Origin of the sequence: Mesorhizobium sp. M0663, assembly GCF_040320585.1 — a bacterium.
Lineage (GTDB): Bacteria > Pseudomonadota > Alphaproteobacteria > Rhizobiales > Rhizobiaceae > Mesorhizobium.
The window spans coordinates 34299-53839 of the sequence record NZ_JAMYPX010000019.1 but is presented as its reverse complement, the minus strand read 5'-3'; the positions used below and the strand labels follow the sequence as shown (position 1 = coordinate 53839).

Genomic DNA, 19541 nt, shown 5'->3' with positions numbered 1-19541 from the left:
GAACAAAGTGGCCCGGTGATGCAGCGCCGGATTGCTGTGGAGGAGACAAAGTGGCTGTGAGCAACGACGCAAGCAATTTGAAGGCAGGCGAGTTGAAGGCAGGCTCTGGCGCGCAGGCTACGGCGGGCGCAAGGTTTTCGGCTGTCTTTGCCGGAACCATGGGTCCGCTGATCGGGCTGGTTCTGCTGTGCCTGGCGCTCTCGCTGACTACCGACACCTTCCTGACCATCCGCAACATCCTCAACGTGCTCGACCAGGTCACTGTGCTCGGCATCATGGCGATCGGCATGACGCTGGTCATCCTGATCGGCGGCATCGACCTGTCCGTCGGCTCGGTGCTGGCGCTGGCTTCCATGGTGATGGGCTTCGTCGCCCATCCGGACTATCTCAATCTCGGCCTGCCGGCCGGCATCGCCGCAGCCCTCGTCGTCGCCGGCCTTTGCGGGCTGGTTTCGGGCCTGCTGGTGACGGTCACCAAGCTGCCGCCCTTCATCGCCACGTTGGCGATGATGTCGGTGGCGCGCGGCCTCGCCAACATGATCACCGACGGCTCGCAGATCGTCGGCTTTCCCGACTGGTTCACCAGCCTGTCGATAATCCGCCATTTCGGATTCCTCTCGGTCACCGTCGGGCTGATGATCGTGCTTGCCGTCATTTTCGCGATCTTCCTGAATTATCGCGCTACCGGCCGTAGCCTGTACGCGATCGGCGGCAGCGCCGAAGTCGCCCGGCTGTCCGGCATACCAGTCAAGTCGCTGACAAACTGGGTCTATGCGATCTGCGCCGTGCTGGCCGGTCTCGCCGGCATCGTGCTTGCCGCCCGGCTCGATTCCGTCCAGCCGAGCTCCGGCCTTGGCTACGAACTCGACACCATCGCGGCGGTGGTGATCGGCGGCGCCAGCCTGTCGGGCGGCGTCGGTTCGATCGGCGGCACAGCCATCGGCGTCCTCATCATCGGCGTGCTGCGCAACGGGCTGAACCTGCTCGGTGTCTCGCCCTTCATCCAGCAAGTGGTTATCGGCGTGGTGATCGCGCTGGCGGTGGCCACCGACACGTGGCGGCGCCGAGCACAATGAAGAATGGGGCACAATGAAGAATTGGGCTCAATGAGATTCGCCCCGATATTCGGGCGAAAACGGATCGGTGATCCGAAACTGGGAGTTGTTCGGCCAAGGGGCGCCGCGATGCGCGGGCAGGACAGATTGAACATCAACGGAGGAATAAACATGCTGACCAAACGTTCATTGCTGCTTGCCGCCGCGGCCGTCATCCCGCTGCTTGGCCTGTCCGACATGGCCTCGGCCAAGGAGGCCAAAAAGCTCGGCCTCGCCGTCGCCAATCTGCAGGCCGACTTCTTCAACCAGATCAAGCAGTCCGTCGAAGCCTACGGCAAGGAAAAGGGCATCGAGGTCGTTACCGTCGACGCCAAGGGCGATTCGGCGACCCAGGTCAGCCAGGTGCAGGACCTGATCACGCAGAACATCGATGCGCTGATCTATATTCCAGCCGGCGCCACCGCCGCCACCGTGCCGACCAAGACCGCCAAGGCTGCCGGCATCCCAGTCGTCAATGTCGACCGCAACGCCGATGGCGCGCCCGGCGATACCTTCATCGCAACCAACAGCGTGGCATCGGCCAAGGCGGTTTGCGACTACATCGCCAAGCAGGCCGGCGGCAAGGGCGAGCTGATCATCATCCACGGCCAGAAGGGCACGACGCCCGAAGTCGACCGCTCGAAGGGCTGCGGCGAAGCGCTGAAAGGCTATCCCGACATCAAGGTTGTCGGAGAATTGTGGAGCGAAGGCTGGCACCAGGACGAAGGCTTCAAGCTGACGCAGGATCTGTTGCAGTCGCACCCCGACGTGTCGATCGTCATCGGCCAGGCCGACGCGCTGGCGCTCGGTGCGGCGCAGGCCGTCAAGGTCGCCAATCCCGGCCACAAGGTCTGGGTTGCCGGCTTCGACGGCGACGTGGCGGCGCTCAAGGCACTGAAGGACGGCGTCTTCGACGTGACCGCGACGCAGCAGACCCAGGGCATGGGCCGGCTCGCCGTCGATGCAGCAATCAAGCTGGTGGCCGGCGAGACCATTCCCGCCGAACAGCTGCAGGATGCGACGCTGACCACCAAGGACAATGTCGAGCAGTTCATCGCCAAGCATCCCTGATTGAGACCAGTCCGGCAATCGACGAGCGCAACGATGTCCACCGATCCTCGCCACACGCACAGCCCCCATAACGGGCTCGTCGTCAGCGGCCTCTGCAAAAGCTACGGGCCGGTGCAGGTCCTGGCCGATGCGAGCTTCGAGGTGCGGCCGGGCGAGGTCGTGGCGCTGCTTGGCGAAAACGGCGCCGGCAAGTCGACTGTCTCGAACATCATCGCCGGGTCGACGAAACCCGATGCCGGCACCATCACCTGGCGGGGGAACGCTTATTCCCCCGCCAATCCTGCCGCGGCGATCGACGCCGGCATCGGCATGATCCACCAGGAGCTGAAGCTCTTGCCCGATCTGTCGGTCGCCGAAAACGTCTATGTCGGGCGCCTGCCGATGCGTGGCGGCCGCATCGACCGCGCGGCAATGAATGCACGGGCATCGGCCCAGTTGAAGCGCCTCGGCCTCGATGTCTCGCCCGAGCGCAAGGTGCGCACGCTGCGTATCGCCGCCCAGCAGCAGGTCGAGATCGCCAAGGCGCTGACGCTCAATGCCGAGCTGCTGATCTTCGACGAACCGACGGCCGCCCTTGGCGGCGAGGAAACGGAGCTCCTGTTCCAGCAGATCCGCAAGCTCAAGGCGGAAGGCATGTCCTTCATCTATATCAGCCACCGGCTGGACGAGATCGCCCAGATCGCCGATCGCGTGGTGGTGATGCGCGACGGGCGCATCGTCGCCCGGCACGAGCGCGCCGACATTCCGGTGCGCACTGTCGTCGAGCAAATGGTCGGCCGCAGTGTCGAGCGGATGTTCCCTACGGTATCGGCGCCGGGCAACGACACGTTGCTCGAGGTCGAGAACCTGTCCTCGCCGGAACGCAGCTTTCAAAATGTCAGCTTTTCAGTGCGGGCCGGCGAAATCCTCGGCATTGCCGGGCTGATCGGCGCCGGACGCACGGAGCTGGTGCGGGCGATCGCCGGTGCCGATCCGATCTCATCGGGATCGGTGCGCGTCGCCGGCAAGCCGGTGCATCTCAATGGCCCGGCGGCGGCGATCAAGGCCGGCGTCGTCCTGGTACCGGAAGACCGCAAGGCGCAGGGCGTGGTGCTCGACCAGACGATCGGCGAGAACCTGGCGATCGGCAATTTCGACCATGTCGCGCCGAATGGCTGGGTGTTCCCGAAGGCGGTGCAGAAATTCGCCGAGGCCGGCATTCGCCGGCTCGGCGTCAAGGGCCGGCCGAACCAGGCGGTCAGCAAGCTCTCCGGCGGCAACCAGCAGAAAGTGATCATCGCCAAATGGGTGTCGCGCCCGCCCAAGGTATTCATCCTGGACGAGCCGACGCGCGGCATCGACGTCGGTGCACGCGCCGCGATCTATGATGTCATCGCCGACCTTGCCCGCTCCGGCATGGCGGTGGTGGTGGTGAGCTCCGACCTCGAGGAAGTTCTCGGCCTGTCACATCGCGTGCTGGTGCTGAGCCGCGGCCGGCAACGCGGCATTCTCGACCGCAGCGAAGCAAGCAATATCGCCGTGATGGAACTCGCCACGAGCTAGGAACAGCCCATCGAAACAAAGCGCAGCAGGTGGTATCCTCCCGGGCACCAGACCGCGCGGGGCGCCAGCAACAGAGTTGGCGCCCCTTTATTTCCGGAGGACGGCGGTTGGAGTAGAGGGACCGACGATGAAATTATTCGACCTTCATGGTGACGTGGCACTTGTGACAGGCGCCGGCAGCGGCATCGGGCAGGCAATCGCCATTGGGCTGGCCGAGGCCGGCGCCGACATAGCCTGCTTCGGCCACGCCTCGAAAGGCGGGCTACAGGAGACCGCGCACCGGATCACGGCACTCGGCCGCAAGGCGCTGGTGCTGAACGGCACGGTGACTTCAGAGGCCGATCTCGCGGCCGCGATCGAGCGTACGGAGATGGAACTCGGCGCGTTGACCATCGCCGTCAACAATGCCGGCGTCGCCGGAGCTGAGCCGGCAGAGACGCTGTCGCTGGAGAAATGGCAGAAGCTCTATGACGTCAATGTCAGCGGCGTGTTCCTGTCCTGCCAGGCCGAGGCCCGCGCCATGCTGACGCGGCGCAAGGGCTCGATCATCAACATCGCGTCGATGTCGGGCTCGATCGTCAATCGCGGCCTGACCCAGGCGCATTACAATTCGTCGAAGGCCGCGGTGATCCACATGTCGAAGAGCCTCGCCATGGAATGGGCCGATCGCGGCCTGCGCGTCAATGTCGTCAGCCCCGGCTACACGCTGACGCCGATGAACAAGCGGCCGGAGGTCGCCGACCAGGTCAGGATCTTTGAGCGCGACACGCCGATGGGCCGCATGGCGGCGCCGGAAGAGATGGTCGGCCCGACCGTGTTCCTGGCCAGCCGCGCCTCGAGTTTCGTCACCGGCATCGACCTGATCGTCGATGGCGGCTTCGTCTGCTGGTAGGAGAAAAGATGCAGAAGCGATTCCTGGGAAAAACGGCGGTCATCACCGGCGCCAGCGGCGGCATTGGCGCGGCAATGGCCAGGCGCTTCGCGGCGGAAGGTGCCGCGGTCGTTGTCAGCGCCATCGACCCGCGCGTCGAAGAGGTCGCCGCCGATCTCAAGGCTACGGGCGCCAGGGTCGCATCGCTGCGCATGGACGTGACCAAAAAGGACGAGGTCGTCGCCCTCTATGACCTGGCCGAGCAACAGTTCGGCCGCGTCGACATCTCCGTGCAGAATGCCGGTGTCATCACCATCGCCAGGATAGAGGCGATGACCGAGGCCGAATGGGACAAGGTGATGGCGGTCAACACCAAGGGCGTGTTCCTGTGCTGCCAGGAGGCGATCGCGCGCATTCGCAAGCATGGTGATGGCGGCCGGCTGATCAACACCGCATCCGGCCAGGCGCGGCAGGGCTTTATCTACACGCCGCATTATGCGGCCTCGAAATTCGGCGTCGTCGGCGTCACCCAGAGCCTGGCCAAGGAAGTGGCCAAGGAGAAGATCACCGTCAACGCGATCTGCCCCGGCATCATCGACACCGATATGTGGGCCTATAACGACGCCGCATGGGGCAAGTTGATGGGCGAGTACAAGCCCGGCGAGCTGATGGCCGAATGGGTGAAGAACATCCCGATGGGCCGCGCCGGCAGCGGCGAAGATGTCTCCGGCCTGGTCAGCTTTCTGGCCAGCGACGATGCAGCCTACATCACCGGCCAGACCATCAATGTCGATGGCGGCCTGATCATGTCGTGAGCGGCGGCGCGGGCCAACGTACCATCCACCGGGATCTGAAAGCCCCCTTCGCCGCGTTCAGACCGGTCGGCCGGCCCGTGCCAATCCATGCTCCACGAGCCGGTCGATGATTTCGGAATAGCTGACGCCGCTCGCCGCCATTGCCTTGGAATACATGCTGATATCGGTGAAGCCGGGGATGGTGTTGATTTCATTGACCAAGAATTGCATGTCCGGTGTCAGGAAAAAGTCGACGCGCGCCATCCCGTCACAGCCGACGGCTCTGAAAGCCCTTGCGGCCACGTCCCGCATGGCTGCCTCGACCTCCGGCGGCAGTTCGGCCGGCACTTTAAGTGCCGCGCCGTTCTCGTCGATGTATTTGGCATCGTAGCTGTAGAAATCGTGGCTTTCGGCCGGCACGATCTCGCCTGGCCGCGAGACGAACAGGTCGCCTGCCGGGTCCTCCAACACGCTATATTCGATCTCGCGCCCACGAATGAATTCCTCGGCCAACAGCTTGCAATCGTGCCGGAAGGCTTCAGCAAGCGCTCCATCGAATTCCTGGCTGGCATGGACTTTTCCGACGCCGACAGACGATCCCTGACGCGCCGGTTTGATGAAGAACGGCAGGCCGAGTTCGCTTTCCAGTATGGCGAGGACAGGCGCCGCACCTTCATGGATCGTCACTGAGCGCGCGATTGGCAGCCCCGCCGCTTCCAGGAGCCGTTTGGCGATGTCCTTGTCCAGCGCGGTTGCCGAACCCAGGATGCCGCAGCCGGCGAGCGGCACCCGAGCCACCTCGGCCACCCCCTGTACCGAGCCGTCTTCGCCATGAGGGCCGTGCAGGACAGGAAACAAGATGTCGATCTTCGGCAGATCATAGGGCGTGCCGTCGGCCGGGATCGCCATCATCCGTCCGCGCCCACCCGGAACCAGGCAAACTTCCGTGCCGGCCGCAGGTTTTGCGAGCGTACCATCCTGGAAGCTGCTCAGCAGCCACTGTCCTTCGCTCGTGACGAAGATTGGGAGGGCATCGTATTTGGCGGACAGCAGCGCACGCATGACATTGGTTGCTGAAAGCACCGAAACGTCATGTTCGGCGGAACGTCCGCCAAAGAGCACGGCAATTCGCAGTCTGTTCAAGGGAGAGGTCATGAAAGCCTCGGATATGATCTGGTGTTGAAAGGTCACAAGCCGGCGGCGATCCCGCGGTTGGCGAAGAAGTAAGGCATTTTGGTGTGCTGCATTGTATCGGTACCCTGTCCTTGCGGCTCGCACACGGGATGACCGGCAATCTTGGCTTTTTTCAAACTCATCTACGGGTCCACGCAAAAGACGGGCCGTGAAATTGGCACCGGCGTTAATCGTTGCGCGACGTGAACGTTGGTATATATAATTTCATCCCATGAAAGTGGCGCTGGGCGAGTTGCCGAGCCAACAGCCGAGATCATGGGACTTTGATGGTTTGCCCCTCAAGACCGGCGATCGATCCGTGGATGACTGCCTTGGCAGCAATCCTTCGGCAGTCATGACGCGGCCGGTCCCGCCACATCTTCACCAATTTGGGCACCAACCCCGTTTTGCGCCGGCATCCGCTTCGGCAGCATTGTGGCGCCTACGGCCTTGCGCAACGACCAGCTGTTCCAACACAATCAAAAAAGACGCAAGAAGGGAACTAACGATAACGTCCACCAGAGCTTGACAGGAGAACAAGCATGTCACTTCGGAGCATGATTTCGAATTTCTCAATGGGAGCCTTAACACTTGCCGCAGCCGCACTGACATCTTCGGCCTATGCGGCAGCGCCGGAATCCAACGACCCGATCAAGATCGCACTGTTCGATTGGACCAGCGTCAATCTGAACGCCAAGATCCTCGGCGGCATCCTCGAAAAGCTCGGCTATACCGTCGAGTATCCGACCGCCGACTATCTCTCCAGCCTGACCACCGGCCTGACCAATGGCGACATCGATGTCGGCCTGGAATTCTGGGACACGACGGCCGGCGAGGCGATGAAGGCCTCGGACGCGACGGGCCAGACCGAACGCCTCGGCAAGCTCGGACCCAAGGCCAAGGAAGAATGGTGGTTTCCCGAATATATGAAAGAGAAATGCCCCGGCCTGCCGAACTGGGAGGCGCTGAAAGACCCGAAATGCGCCGAGGCCTTCTCGACGGCCGAAACCGCGCCGAAGGGGCGTTATCTCGGCGGACCCGTGACATGGGAAGGTTTTGACGACGAACGCGTCGAGGCGCTGAAACTGCCCTTCACCGTCATCCATGCCGGTACCGATGCGGCGATGTTCGCCGAACTGGACTCGGCCTATCAGCGCAAGGCGCCGATCATGCTGTGGATCTATTCGCCGCATTGGGCGCCGGCCAAATACAAGGGCGAATGGGTCGAATTCCCCGACTATACGACAGAGTGCTACACCGACCCGAAATGGGGTGTGAACCCCGACGCGAAATATGACTGCGGCAAGCCGCATGGCGAGATCTGGAAATATTCCTGGGCCGGCATGAAGGACAAATGGCCTGTCGCCTACAAGGTCGCGAAAAACTACACGGTCGACACCGACGAGCTCAACAAGATGAGCGGCGAGATCGATCTCGAAGGCAAGACGCCGGAAGACGTCGCCGCCGCCTGGATCGCCGCCCACGAAGCCGACTGGAAAGCCTGGGCCGAGTGACCGTCTGACTGGAAATCCGATGACCCGGCCATCCGTGGCCGGGTCGCGATCCCGTGTTCCAGAAGGACGATCGCATGACCGATACGATTGAACAGGCGGCGAAAGCGGGCAACGACGCCCGCCCGATAAAGCTTGCCTGTCGCAATGTCTGGAAGCTGTTCGGGGCGGACGCGGCCGATTTCATCCGCCGGCGCGACGGCAAGGCCAGCCTGGCGGACATCGCCGCTGCCGGACTGGTTGGCGCGGTGCGCGCCGTCGATCTCGAAATCCGCCAGGGCGAGATCTTCATCATCATGGGACTTTCGGGGTCAGGCAAGTCGACGCTGGTGCGCTGCATGTCGCGGCTGATCGAGCCGACCCACGGCAAGGTCGAGTTTGAAGGCAAGGACCTGCTCAAGATTTCCGATGCCGCGCTGATCGAGCTGCGACGCCACCGCATGGGCATGGTGTTCCAGAATTTTGCCTTGCTGCCGCATCTCAACGTACTGGAGAACATTGCCTTCCCCCTCGGCATCCAGGGGCAGGACCGGCCGACGCGCGAGGCGCGCGCGCGGGAAGTGATCGAGCTGGTCGGCTTGCGCGGTCGCGAGCATTTCTATCCGCGCGAGCTTTCCGGCGGCCAGCAGCAGCGCGTCGGCATCGCCCGCAGCCTCGCCACAAAGCCGGAAATCTGGTTCCTCGACGAGCCGTTCTCGGCCCTCGATCCGCTGATCCGCCGTGAGATGCAGGACGAGCTGATGCGGCTGCAGACCATGCTGCACAAGACCATCGTCTTCATTACCCATGATTTCGACGAGGCCATCCGGCTGGCCGACCGGATCGCCATCATGAAGGACGGCGAGGTCATCCAGATCGGCACGCCGGAAGAGCTGGTGGTCAATCCGGCGACCGACTATGTCGCCGAATTCACCCGCGATGTCGATCGCGCCAAGGTGATATCGGCGCGCAGCCTGATGCGCGCCTGCGACGGCGCCGAGTACGGCGGCACGGTCGCGCCGGATGCCAAGATATCAAGTTTTTCGGCTGATATCGTCTCTGCCGGCAAGCCCTTCGCGGTGGTCAACGGCACCGGCAAGCCGATCGGCTTAGTCACGCCGCAGGCAGTGATCGATCTTCTCGCCGGCATAGAACGTCGTGGGGCTGGCGCATGACGGTTACGGCAAGCGGCAGCGCAGCGAGGCCCCGGCCGGTTCAAACCTGGCTGGCGATCTGGGCCTGCGCGCTCGCCGCCGTGCTTATCGTCTTCCTGCTGCAGGAAAGCCTGCCCTGGGCGGTCAATTACCCGGCCGGCGCGATCGTTCCTGTCGCAGACTGGGTCGGTGCGCTGATGAACTGGGTGAAGTCGAACTTCTCCTGGCTGACCCGCTCGATCACCGCGGTGCTCGGCGTGCCGCTCGATTTCGCGCTCGGTCTTCTGGCCAAGAATTTCAAGATCGGCCATGGCGCGGATATGATCGTCTTGCCGCGCCTGTCCTGGGTCGGCGTCTGCGCTGCCGCCTACCTTGCCGGACGCGCCGCCGGCGGCTGGAAGCTGGGTGCGCTGGCCGGCGGCTGTTTTCTCTACATCGCGCTGTTCGGGCAGTGGACCAGCGCCATGCTGACGCTGGGCTTGATCTCGATCGCCGTGCCGTTTTGCATTGTCACCGGGCTGTTCGCCGGCATCTGGGCATGGCGCAAGCCTTGGGCGGAGAGGTTGTTGATCTCCCCTGCCCTCGATCTGATGCAGACGATCCCGACCTTCGCCTATCTGATCCCGATGCTGCTTCTGTTCGGCAACAGCCCGGTCTCGGCAATGATCGCGACGGCAATTTTCGCGACGCCGCCAATGGTGCGGGCGACGATGCTCGGCCTGTCGCGGGTGCCGTCGGAGATCGACGATTTCAGCGAGATGGCCGGCTGCACGGCACGGCAAAAGCTGTGGCGGGTGCTGTTGCCGTCGGCGCGGCCGACATTGATGGTCGGCGTCAACCAGGTCATCATGCTGGCGCTCAATATGGTGATCATCGCCTCGATGATCGGTGCCGGTGGGCTCGGCTATGACGTGCTTTTGGCGTTGCGCGCGCTCAAGGTCGGCGAGGCGATGGAAGCTGGCCTCGCCATCGTCGCACTGGCAATTGCACTCGACCGGCTGAGCCAGGCGATCGCGCACAATCACGCCAAGGGCAATGTCCGCCATCAGGCCAGCACGAGTTTCTGGCGGCGCTATCCCAATCTGACGCTGGCCGTTGCCATCCTCGCCGTCGCCACGCTGCTCGGCCTGTTCGTGCCGGCGTTCGCCGCGGTGCCGAAAGCGATCACCTTCACCACCGCGCCTTTGTGGAAGGCGGCGGTGAACTGGATCACCATCAACTTCTTCGACACGATCGAAGCATTCCGCGTGGTGCTTATCCTCAATGTGCTCAACCCGGTGCGCGCCTTCTGCGAGGGCTTTCCGTGGCTGGGCGCGGTGTGTCTCCTCGGCCTTGCCGGCTACCAGCTCGGCGGCTTGCGCCTCGCCGCCCTGGTCGCGGCATTGACAGCGTTCTGCGCCGCCACCGGACTTTGGGAAAAGACCATGGCGACGGTCTATTTGTGCGGCATCTCGGCCTTTATCGCCTGCCTGATCGGCATCCCGATCGGGCTGATCGCATCGCGCAGCGACCGCTTCGAAAAGATCGTCACGCCGGTCATCGACACGCTGCAGGTGCTGCCGTCGTTCTGCTTCATCATTCCGGTGGTCATGCTGTTCAGGGTCGGCGACGTCACCGCGATGATCGCCACCGTCGCGTTCGCCGTGGTGCCGGCCATCCGCTATACCAATCACGGCATTCGACAGGTGCCGCCGGCGCTGATCGAGGCGGCGAAGGTTTCGGGCTGCACCAGGCGCCAGACCTTCTTTCGCGTGCAGCTGCCGCTGGCGTTGCCCGAGATCATGCTCGGCGTCAACCAGACCATCCTGATGGCGCTGGCGATGATCATCATCTGCGCCATGGTCGGCACGCGCGATCTCGGCCAGGAGGTGTTCATCGCCCTGTCCAAGGCCGATTCCGGTCGCGGCATCGTCGCCGGCCTGGCCATCGCCTTCATCGGCATCGTCGCAGACCGGCTGTTCAACGCCTGGACGGCGAAGGCTCGGGCAAGGCTGGGATAGTCCGGAATAGGACGGCCTCAGGAAGCTGCCGCCAAGCGCGCCGTTAACGAGGCACCGATCCCTACGCCTAAAGACATAGCCATTCGGGATTATTGCTCGTTTTTGCCTCACATCGTACGGCTGTTATGGGACGGGTAGGCTCAACAGGAGAGCGGATAATGTCTACACGCGTTCCCTTTACTACCGGTGATCTAGCAGATCATCAGTGGGGTATCGATGACGCCCTCACAGGCGATCCGAATACGAATATCTTGACCGGCGACGCTGGCGGCAGCCTGCTCGATTTCTCAAGAGGCGGCAACGACACCTTTACGGAAACCGCACCGTCGACCTACACCTTCTACGGCGACGCGGCTCGGAGCTTGTTCAATTTTGCTCGGGGCGGTGACGATACCTTCACCACGGGGCTGTCATCCTCCACCACCACTGCCTTTGGTGACGCGGGCGACGATATGTCGGACCATAGCAGGGGCGGCAACGATACCTTCAACAGTGGAGTGGCAAGGCAGGTAGTCGATACCTTCTACGGTGACGCCGGCGGCAAGATGTTCGGCTATGCCCGGGGCGGGGATGACACTTTCCTGACCAGCACTGTACAAGGAGCTACCCACACCTTCTACGGTGATGCGGGCGGCGAAATGTCGGATCACAGCAAGGGCGGCAACGACACCTTCCAGGGCTCCAGGCAGGCCACGAACACCTTCTTCGGTGACTCCGGCAGCAACATGTCCGGCAATGCCCAGGGCGGCGACGACAGCTATACGAGCCGGACCGACTCGCTCAACACTTTCTACGGCGATGCCGGCGGCGATATGTCGGGCAACAGCAAGGGCGGCAACGACACCTTCACGGGCGCCTTCTTTTCCACCAGCACTTTCTTCGGCGATGCCGGCGGTGACATGTCGGACCATGCTCAGGGCGGCGACGACCATTACACGGATCTGGGTGGGGCGATCCCGAACAAAACCCTCTTTGGCGATGCGGGCGGTGATCTTTCCGGTTTTGCCAAAGGCGGCAACGACAACTTCACGAGCGCTGGTGGGTCCCAGATAAGTTTCTACGGTGACGCGGGCGCCAACATGTCCGACCACGCTCGCGGTGGCGACGACGTGGCCGTGCTGCAAGGCACTCATAATTTGGGGTATGGCGATGCGGTCACGATGCTCGGCAGCGCTGTGGGCGGCAATGATTCCCTGACCGGCGGCGACAGGAACTCCGGTCCGGATGTTCTAAGCGAGTTGTACGGCGACGCCCTCGCTATGTCCGGTTCCGCCAGGGGCGGCAACGACATTCTTACCGGGGGCCACAACAGCGAAAGCGGCCAGGTCCGCAACTTCCTGTGCGGCGACGCTCTACAAATGTCCGGTTCGGCTCTGGGCGGAAACGATACCCTGTACGCCGGGAGCGCGGCACCCGGCTGCACCGTCATCAACGACATGTGGGGTGACGGGCAACTGAGCGAACTGGCTCAGGGCGGCAGAGATCAATTCATATTCAAGGACGATGGTTCAATGACGGTCGGAACCCAAAACACCATCTACGACTTCAGCCAGACCCAAGGCGACACCATTGTATTTAGTGGGGTGGAGGGCGTGCAATCGTTCGATGATCTCACAATTGCGCAAAGTGGAACCGACACCATCATTACCGCAGGAGTCGATCAAGTTACTCTCGCAAACTTTACAAGCCCGCTGACGACGAGTGACTTTTTGTTTGGCTGAAAGCGAAGCTATTATCGCATTCGAAGAGGGGGAATGCGTGAGAATTCGTTGAGCATCGTCGCGCGGCCGGTCGCCCCAATAATGCTCGACCGGCCGATCGACAATCCCAGCCGCAAGTATGGATCAAGCGGCCAGGAATCTCTCGGTCAAACGAGCCCAGAGCGCTGCGCCGACGGTCAGATTGCCGTCGTTGAAATCATATTTCGAGCTGTGCAGGATGGCTGAATCCTCGCCGTTTCCGAGGCGCAGGAAGCAACCGGGTTTGTGTTCGAGGAAATAAGAAAAATCTTCGCTGCCGGGGATCAACGGGCAGACGGACACCTTGTCCTGACCGACGAGTTCGACCGCGATGTCTGTCGCAAAGGACGTCTCGCGCTCGGAATTGACCACCACCGGGTAGCCGCGCTGGTAATCGATCTCGATCGTTGCGCCATGCGCCTGCGCCACAAGTGCTGCGATATTGCGAATACGCTGCTCGAGCGTGTCGCGGATCTCGGCCGAGAAGGAGCGGACGCTCAGCGTGATTTCGGCGTGTTCCGGGATGACGTTGGAGGCCGTGCCTCCGTGAATCGTGCCGACGGTGACGACAGCCGTCTCGATCGGGTTGACGTTGCGCGACACAACCGTCTGCAGGGTCATGACGATGTTGGCGGCAGCGACGATCGGGTCGACCGTCAGGTGCGGACGCGAGGCGTGGCCGCCACGCCCGGCGATCCTGATGGTGACGGTATCGCTCGCCGCCATCAGCGGCCCGGCGCGCATCAGGAACGAACCCGTCGGGGCGCCCGGGTGGTTGTGCAGCCCGAATATCGCATCGCAGGGAAAGCGCTCGAACAGGCCGTCGGCGATCATCGCCTGCGCCCCGCTTCCCTTGCCGGCTTCCTCGGCCGGCTGGAAGACAAGGTTCACCGTGCCGTTGAAATGCCGTGTGCGCGCCAGGTATTCGGCGGCGCCGAGCAGCATCGTGGTGTGGCCGTCATGACCGCAGGCGTGCATCTTGCCGCTGGCCTGGCTGGTATAAGGGAGATTGGTAGCTTCGGTGATCGGCAGAGCGTCCATGTCGGCACGGATGGCGATGCTGCGGCCGCTGCCCTGGCGCAGGCGGCCGACGACCCCGAGCCCGCCGACATTGCGCGTCACCTCATAGCCCCAGCTTTCGAGCAGTTCGGCAACGTATGCAGCCGTTTCGTGCTCCTGGAATGAAAGCTCGGGATGCGCGTGCAGGTGCTGGCGGGCCGCTGCAAGCTCGGCGGCCTTGTCGGCGAAGTCGGAAATGTCGGCGAACTGGTTGGAGGTCTTTGGCATGGGAGGTCCTTTGCCGGCCGAGCAGGTGCCGCGCCGGCTTTGCTTTTAGATGAAACGGCTTAAGAAAGCCCGCGTGCGGGGGTGCCTGGGTTTGGCGAGAACCTCATCAGGAGGCCCGGCCTCGATCACATTACCGTCGTCCATGAACACCACCCGATCCGCCGCTTCGCGGGCGAACCCGATCTCATGCGTGACCACGATCATGGTCAAGCCCTGCCTGGCGAGATCGCGCATGGTGGCGAGCACCTCGCCCACCAGCTCCGGATCGAGCGCCGACGTCGGCTCGTCGAAGAGCATCAATTTCGGGCGGATGGCGAGCGCACGGGCGATGGCGACGCGCTGCTGCTGGCCGCCTGAAAGCTGGCGCGGATAGGCGTCGATCTTGTCGGCAAGACCGACACGGGTCAGCAGTTCGCGGGCGTAGCCGATCGCCTCCTTGCGGTTCTCCCGGTGAACGCCGACCGGAGCCTCGATGACGTTCTGCAGGGTCGTCATGTGCGGATAGAGATTGAACTGCTGGAACACCATGCCGATCTTGCGCCGCTGCGCGGCGATCGCGCGGTCGGAAAGCTTGTCGAGGCGGCCGTCGTGCAACCGGTAACCGATCTGCTCGCCGTCCACCTCGATCGACCCCTGGTCGATCGCCTCGAGATGATTGATGCATCGCAGGAAGGTCGACTTTCCGGAGCCGGACGGTCCGAGAATGACCACCACCTCACCAGGCGCGACGTCCAGATCAATGCCCTTCAGCACCTCGAGCGGGCCGAAGGCCTTGTGAACGTTGCGCGCCCGGACCAGGGGCGTGTCATGCGCGCTCATTGGCGGCCTCCAGGGTGGCGGTCGCCGTCTTCTCGCGCGCGCCGCGGTCGCCGCGGCTGTAGTGGCGTTCGATCGCGCCTTGCGCGACATTGAGGACCGAGGTGATCAGCAGGTACCACAGCACTGCAACCATCAGCAGCGGAATGATTTCGAAGGTGCGGTTGTAGATCGACTGCACCGAGTAGAGCAGGTCGGCCATGGCGATGACGCTGACAAGAGACGTCGCCTTGATCATGCTGATCAGCTGATTGCCGGTCGGCGGCACGATCGACCGCATCGCCTGCGGGATGATGATGCGCCGCAAGGACCGCGCGCGGGTCATGCCGAAGGCTTCAGCCGTTTCGGCCTGTCCCTTGTCCACCGACAGCAGCCCGCCACGGATGATCTCGGCCATGTAGGCGGCCTCGTTCAGCGCCAGACCAAGAACGGCGGCCGTCAAAGGCGTGATCAGGTCGTTGGTGTTCCAACTGGCGAAGCCAATGGAAATGCGCGGAAACAGCGTCGAAAGGTTGTACCACAGGATCAATTGCACCAGCAGCGGCGTTCCCCGGAAGAACCAGATGAACAGGCCGGAGAGAAGGGATGCCAGCCTATCGTTCGACATGCGCGCGATGGCGAGCAGCAGGCCGAGCACGATACCCAGGATCATCGCCACGACCGTCAGGCCGAGCGTTACGGAAAGCCCCTGCATGACCGTCGGATCGAAGAAATACTGGGCGACGACCGGCCAGCCGAAATTCGGGTTGACTGCAACGATATAGGCGAAGCCGGCTGCCACGGCGACGGTGAACGCCCAGAGCGCCAGCCGGACGAGCGGAAACGGCCGGTGGGCTCGTTTGACGTCGCGCAGCGCGTCGTCGGGACGTCGCGGCAGCCCGGCCGCGTAGGCAGCGGTGGCGTCGGTCATGGCAGCCTCTACTGGCCCTGGTTGATGCCTGGCGCATCGATCATGTTCTTCTCGAGACCCCACTTCTTCATGACCGCGGCGTAGGTGCCGTTCTTCATCAGGACCTTGAAGGCGTCGAGCAGCACACCGCCCAGCGGCGAGCCCTTCTTGACGACGGCGCCTTGATAGATGTCCTTGAAGCCGTTGGCCTGGCCGACCCCGGCGAGTTCCAGCTGGCCCTTCGCCTGCTCGACGAAATAGGTCAGCGGCGCCTGCGAGGAGAAGAATGCGTCGGAGCGTTTCGACCGGACGGCCAGTATCGAGCTCGGCTGGTCGGTGAAGGATTGCACCTCGACGGCCGGCTTGCCCCCCTCGGTGCATTTCTGCGCCTGCTGCTTGATGACCTTTTCGGCCGAGCCACCCGACATGACGGCGATGCGCTTGCCGCACGCGGTGTCGAGCGAGGTGATGCCTTGCGGATTGCCCTTCTCGACGGCGAAGACGACGTATTCGCGCACCCAATCGATGAAGTCGTTGGATTTCTGCCGGTCGGGATAGTCGCCGACAGGCCCCATCGCGAACTGATAACGGCCGGCATTGATGCCGCTCAGCAAAGCCGGCAGGCCGGCGACCGAGGCATGATCGATCTCGACACCGAGCAGCTGGCCGATGGCGTCGGAAATGTCCTTGGTCGCCCCCGACAGTTCGGTGCCGGTGACGATCTCATAGGGCGGGAACGAGCCGTTGTTGACGGCTGTGATCTTTCCCGCCGTGCGGATCTCTTCCGGCAGCCGGGCCTGCAAATCCTCGTTCACCGATTGCTTCTGGATATCCTGGGCAAAGCTGGCCTGCGCCAGCATGGTGACGAGCGAGGCGAATATGAAGCTGATTGTCCTCATGGCATTCTCCTTCGTGTTCTTCGTTGTGCGTTGTCAGGCTGCGGTGGCCCGCGATCTGGCCTCGAAAGGAAACAAGGCTTCGGCGGAAATCGGTTCCGCCAGAATGCCCTGGGCATGGAGCTCGGTGACGAAATCCTCGATCATGCGCCGGTTGGCCGGCAGGCCGCTGGCGTTCCAGGAGGCAGGCAGGTCGCGACCCGCATGAAGCAGCTCCTCGAGGATCCAGGGCGAGGTATCGGCATATTTTCGGCGCTTTGCCGTCCAGACGCGCTGGCTTTCGTTGATCAGCCTGGCGAGTTCCTGCGGCAGCCAGGGGTGCTCCCTGACCAGGGCGGCCTTGACGGCGACCAGATGCATGCCCGGGACATAACCGACGTCGGCGAAATAGGCGCGTTCGGCCGCGCGAAAGTCGCGCAGCACTTGCCGGAAGCCGGAAGCCGGGCCGAAAAAGCCGTCCGGCATGAAGGGCGTGAAAACGGCGTCGAGCTCGCCTTGCGCCAGCAGCTCCATCATCGGGCGCTCGCCCGGTGCTGCTTCGATGCGCCCCGGCCTGCCGAATCCGTCGAGGCGGTCGGCGATCGGGTGCCCCGATGTCAGCCTGCCGGCGAACCAATAGGCATCCTCGACGCCGACGCCTTCCCGGCGAAGTGCTGCTCGCGTCCATGTGTTACCGGAATCGCGCCAGCCGGTCACGCCGATGCGTTTGCCGGCAAGGTCGGAAAGCCGTTCCAGCGGGCTGGTCTCGATCGTTATAATGCAGCGATGGCGAAAGCCGCGCATGATGAAGCACGGTAGTCCAACCACCGTATCGACGCCCGAAGCCATCGCCGACACATAACGGCTGAATGAGACCTCCGCCGCATCGTAGTTCGGATCGGTACCGATATCCGCGATCAGCGTGGCGACACGATCAACCTTCACCGACAAGCGGCTCGAAGTAACGTCACCCAGCACCAAAGGGGTGAGATAGTCCCAATCGCGGGTGGCTACAGTGATGGAAACGGGCATCGGCATGAACTTCAACGCTATGTTTGACCGGCGATTGGTAAATGTTTATTTTTGGCCGATCAAATGTTATTATGTTATTGAACATTAGCTTTAATGGTCGCGAGTGCCGATGGATTTCGATGCAGGGTGGTTCGCTGATCGCCTTGGCGACCGCACGATGCGAGGCATCGCGCGCGAGACCAGTGCGCTGATCAGAAGCGGCGCGCTGCCTGTCGGCGCAAAGCTTCCGCCGGTGCGCGATCTGGCCTATGTGCTTGGCGTCAGCCCGGCGACGGTCTCGCAGGCGTGGAGCGAGTTACGGCGCTACAAGATCATCGGCGGCCGCGGACGCAACGGCACCTGGATCATGGGCAACCGCTTTGCCGCCCGGCCCGAGCGCCACATGAGCGGCGGCAATTACGGACAGGATATTTTGAACCTGGCGATCGCGGAGCCCGATGTGAGGCTCTTGCCGCCGCTCGACATCGCGCTGGCGCATGGTGCGCGCGCCGAAAAGCTCAACAGCTACGAGCGGGTGCGCATCCTGCCCGAGCTGGAGGCCGCAGTGCGCCCGTCATGGCCGTACGATCCCGGCGCGTTCCTGGCCACCAATGGCGGTTACAACGCCATCTACACCTTGCTGCATGCGCTGGTCCCGCCGGGGGCGCCGGTGGCCATCGAGAACCCGACGGCGCTTCGCCTGCTCGACATCCTCGAGGATCTCGATGTGCCGATCATCCCGGTAGACTGCGACAGCGACGGTCCCTTGCCGGATGCACTTGCCAACGCTCTGCGGCAGCGGCCCGTCGCGTTCCTGTTCCAGCCGCGCGTCCATTCGGTTACCGGCGCCTGCATGTCGTCGGCGCGGCTGGAAGTCATCGGCGACCTGCTCGCCGGCACCGACGTGCTGATTGTCGAAGATGACGGCGTCGGCGATATTGCCTCGGCGCCGCGCATTTCGCTTGGCCGGCGTTTTCCCGATCGCGTCGTCAATATCCTGTCCTATTCCAAGACCCACGGCCCGGATCTGCGGCTCGCCGTGCTGTCCGGATCGGCGACGATCGTCGAGCAGATCCAGTCCTACCGCAGCTTCAGCTCGGGATGGACCAGCCGCATCCTGCAGGCAGCCACCGCCTGGCTGCTGCAAGACCCGGCCACGGCCGCCCTGGTGGAGCAGGCGAAGGAGGTATACCGCGGCCGTCGCGAACGGCTCGCCGGCGAACTGGCCAAACGCAATGTCGATATCGACGCCGGACACGGTCTCAGCGTCCTCATTCCGGTTGCTTCGGAACCTTACGCGATGGTCACGCTGGCCGCCCACGGCATCGCGGTCCATGCCGGAGCGAAGTTTTCGACGGGAAAAACGAACGCTGTCCGCGTCGCGACCAGCATTCTGGACGAGGAGCACCTCGAGCACGTCGCAAATTCCCTGGCGCTGGCAGCCGATCCGGCGCGGGAGGTTAGCTAAAGGGTCAGCTGCTCCGACGGATAGTTGGCGACTGGCCATATACAGACCCTGTCTTCTTTCGCGTTCAACTGCCGCTGGCCGGTCCCGAGATCATGCTCGGCGTCAACCAGTCCGTCATGGTGGCGCTGGCGATGATCATAAGATCTCCCTGATCCGCCGTTCACCGAGAGGAGGCTGCAAGCTTAGGCGGGGCGTTTCCACGGCCCGCGTTGGAGCTTTCCACGCTGACGCACACGCCTGCTTCCATACCGCTGGCCGATGACAGTT

At 63.2% G+C, this 19541-nt stretch carries 17 protein-coding genes; 10 read left to right on the top strand and 7 right to left on the bottom strand.

Translation table 11 applies throughout. The annotated features are described in order from the left end of the window. Positions 1-92: 92 nt before the first annotated feature. The 5 genes from NKI54_RS25665 to NKI54_RS25645 all read left to right on the top strand — a co-directional run bounded on the left by NKI54_RS25665 (position 93) and on the right by NKI54_RS25645 (position 5393). Positions 93-1076, top strand: coding sequence for an ABC transporter permease (locus tag NKI54_RS25665; protein WP_198023514.1), 984 nt, complete (start codon positions 93-95; stop codon positions 1074-1076). Positions 1077-1226: 150 nt separating this feature from the next. After that, positions 1227-2165, top strand: a complete 939-nt coding sequence (locus tag NKI54_RS25660) for a sugar ABC transporter substrate-binding protein (RefSeq protein WP_023674026.1) — start codon at positions 1227-1229, stop codon at positions 2163-2165. A gap of 33 nt (positions 2166-2198) precedes the next feature. Further along, on the top strand, positions 2199-3707 hold the full coding sequence (locus NKI54_RS25655; protein WP_352455178.1) for a sugar ABC transporter ATP-binding protein: 1509 nt from the start codon (positions 2199-2201) through the stop codon (positions 3705-3707). Positions 3708-3834: 127 nt separating this feature from the next. After that, positions 3835-4599 carry an SDR family oxidoreductase gene (locus tag NKI54_RS25650; protein ID WP_352569396.1) on the top strand — a complete coding sequence of 255 codons (765 nt, stop codon included), beginning with the start codon at positions 3835-3837 and terminating at the stop codon, positions 4597-4599. An 8-nt stretch (positions 4600-4607) separates the two neighbouring features. Next, positions 4608-5393, top strand: a complete 786-nt coding sequence (locus NKI54_RS25645) for an SDR family oxidoreductase (protein ID WP_352692641.1) — start codon at positions 4608-4610, stop codon at positions 5391-5393. A 57-nt stretch (positions 5394-5450) separates the two neighbouring features. Here NKI54_RS25645 and NKI54_RS25640 read toward each other — a convergent pair whose 3' ends face one another. Continuing rightward, complete coding sequence (locus NKI54_RS25640) at positions 5451-6527, bottom strand: D-alanine--D-alanine ligase family protein (protein ID WP_352569392.1); 1077 nt, start codon at positions 6525-6527, stop codon at positions 5451-5453. A 32-nt stretch (positions 6528-6559) separates the two neighbouring features. After that, positions 6560-6688 carry a hypothetical protein gene (locus NKI54_RS25635; RefSeq protein WP_352569390.1) on the bottom strand — a complete coding sequence of 43 codons (129 nt, stop codon included), beginning with the start codon at positions 6686-6688 and terminating at the stop codon, positions 6560-6562. 399 nt (positions 6689-7087) lie between these two features. Between NKI54_RS25635 and NKI54_RS25630 the strand changes: the two genes are divergently transcribed. The 4 genes from NKI54_RS25630 to NKI54_RS25615 all read left to right on the top strand — a co-directional run bounded on the left by NKI54_RS25630 (position 7088) and on the right by NKI54_RS25615 (position 12910). Next, positions 7088-8059 (top strand): ABC transporter substrate-binding protein, encoded by a 972-nt coding sequence (locus NKI54_RS25630; protein WP_352473408.1) that lies wholly within the window; start codon positions 7088-7090, stop codon positions 8057-8059. 74 nt (positions 8060-8133) lie between these two features. Beyond that, positions 8134-9210, top strand: a complete 1077-nt coding sequence (locus tag NKI54_RS25625; RefSeq protein ID WP_031211022.1) for a quaternary amine ABC transporter ATP-binding protein — start codon at positions 8134-8136, stop codon at positions 9208-9210. Then, the gene (locus NKI54_RS25620; protein ID WP_352692640.1) at positions 9207-11189 is read left to right on the top strand and encodes an ABC transporter permease; all 1983 of its coding nucleotides are present in this window, start codon (positions 9207-9209) and stop codon (positions 11187-11189) included. Before NKI54_RS25625 ends, NKI54_RS25620 begins: the two co-directional genes overlap by 4 nt. 158 nt (positions 11190-11347) lie before the next feature. Next, a complete protein-coding gene (locus tag NKI54_RS25615) occupies positions 11348-12910 on the top strand; it encodes a hypothetical protein (RefSeq protein WP_352692639.1) in 1563 nt (520 codons plus the stop codon). A gap of 123 nt (positions 12911-13033) precedes the next feature. On the opposite strand, the gene NKI54_RS25610 is transcribed toward NKI54_RS25615, so the two are convergent. From NKI54_RS25610 to NKI54_RS25590, 5 genes are all read right to left on the bottom strand, one after another. Next, positions 13034-14215 (bottom strand): M20 aminoacylase family protein, encoded by a 1182-nt coding sequence (locus NKI54_RS25610; RefSeq protein WP_352692638.1) that lies wholly within the window; start codon positions 14213-14215, stop codon positions 13034-13036. A 45-nt stretch (positions 14216-14260) separates the two neighbouring features. Continuing rightward, on the bottom strand, positions 14261-15034 hold the full coding sequence (locus tag NKI54_RS25605; protein ID WP_023674014.1) for an amino acid ABC transporter ATP-binding protein: 774 nt from the start codon (positions 15032-15034) through the stop codon (positions 14261-14263). After that, complete coding sequence (locus NKI54_RS25600) at positions 15021-15941, bottom strand: amino acid ABC transporter permease (protein ID WP_023674013.1); 921 nt, start codon at positions 15939-15941, stop codon at positions 15021-15023. The genes NKI54_RS25605 and NKI54_RS25600 overlap by 14 nt, the downstream gene beginning before the upstream one ends. An 8-nt stretch (positions 15942-15949) precedes the next feature. Beyond that, entirely contained in the window at positions 15950-16780 is an 831-nt protein-coding gene (locus tag NKI54_RS25595; RefSeq protein WP_502898248.1) for an ABC transporter substrate-binding protein, read from the bottom strand. Positions 16781-16852: 72 nt separating this feature from the next. After that, positions 16853-17827 (bottom strand): substrate-binding domain-containing protein, encoded by a 975-nt coding sequence (locus NKI54_RS25590; protein WP_352692636.1) that lies wholly within the window; start codon positions 17825-17827, stop codon positions 16853-16855. A gap of 109 nt (positions 17828-17936) precedes the next feature. Here NKI54_RS25590 and NKI54_RS25585 point away from each other — a divergent pair, with 109 nt between their 5' ends. Continuing rightward, positions 17937-19274, top strand: a complete 1338-nt coding sequence (locus tag NKI54_RS25585) for an aminotransferase-like domain-containing protein (RefSeq protein WP_352692635.1) — start codon at positions 17937-17939, stop codon at positions 19272-19274. The last annotated feature ends 267 nt before the right edge of the window (positions 19275-19541 follow it).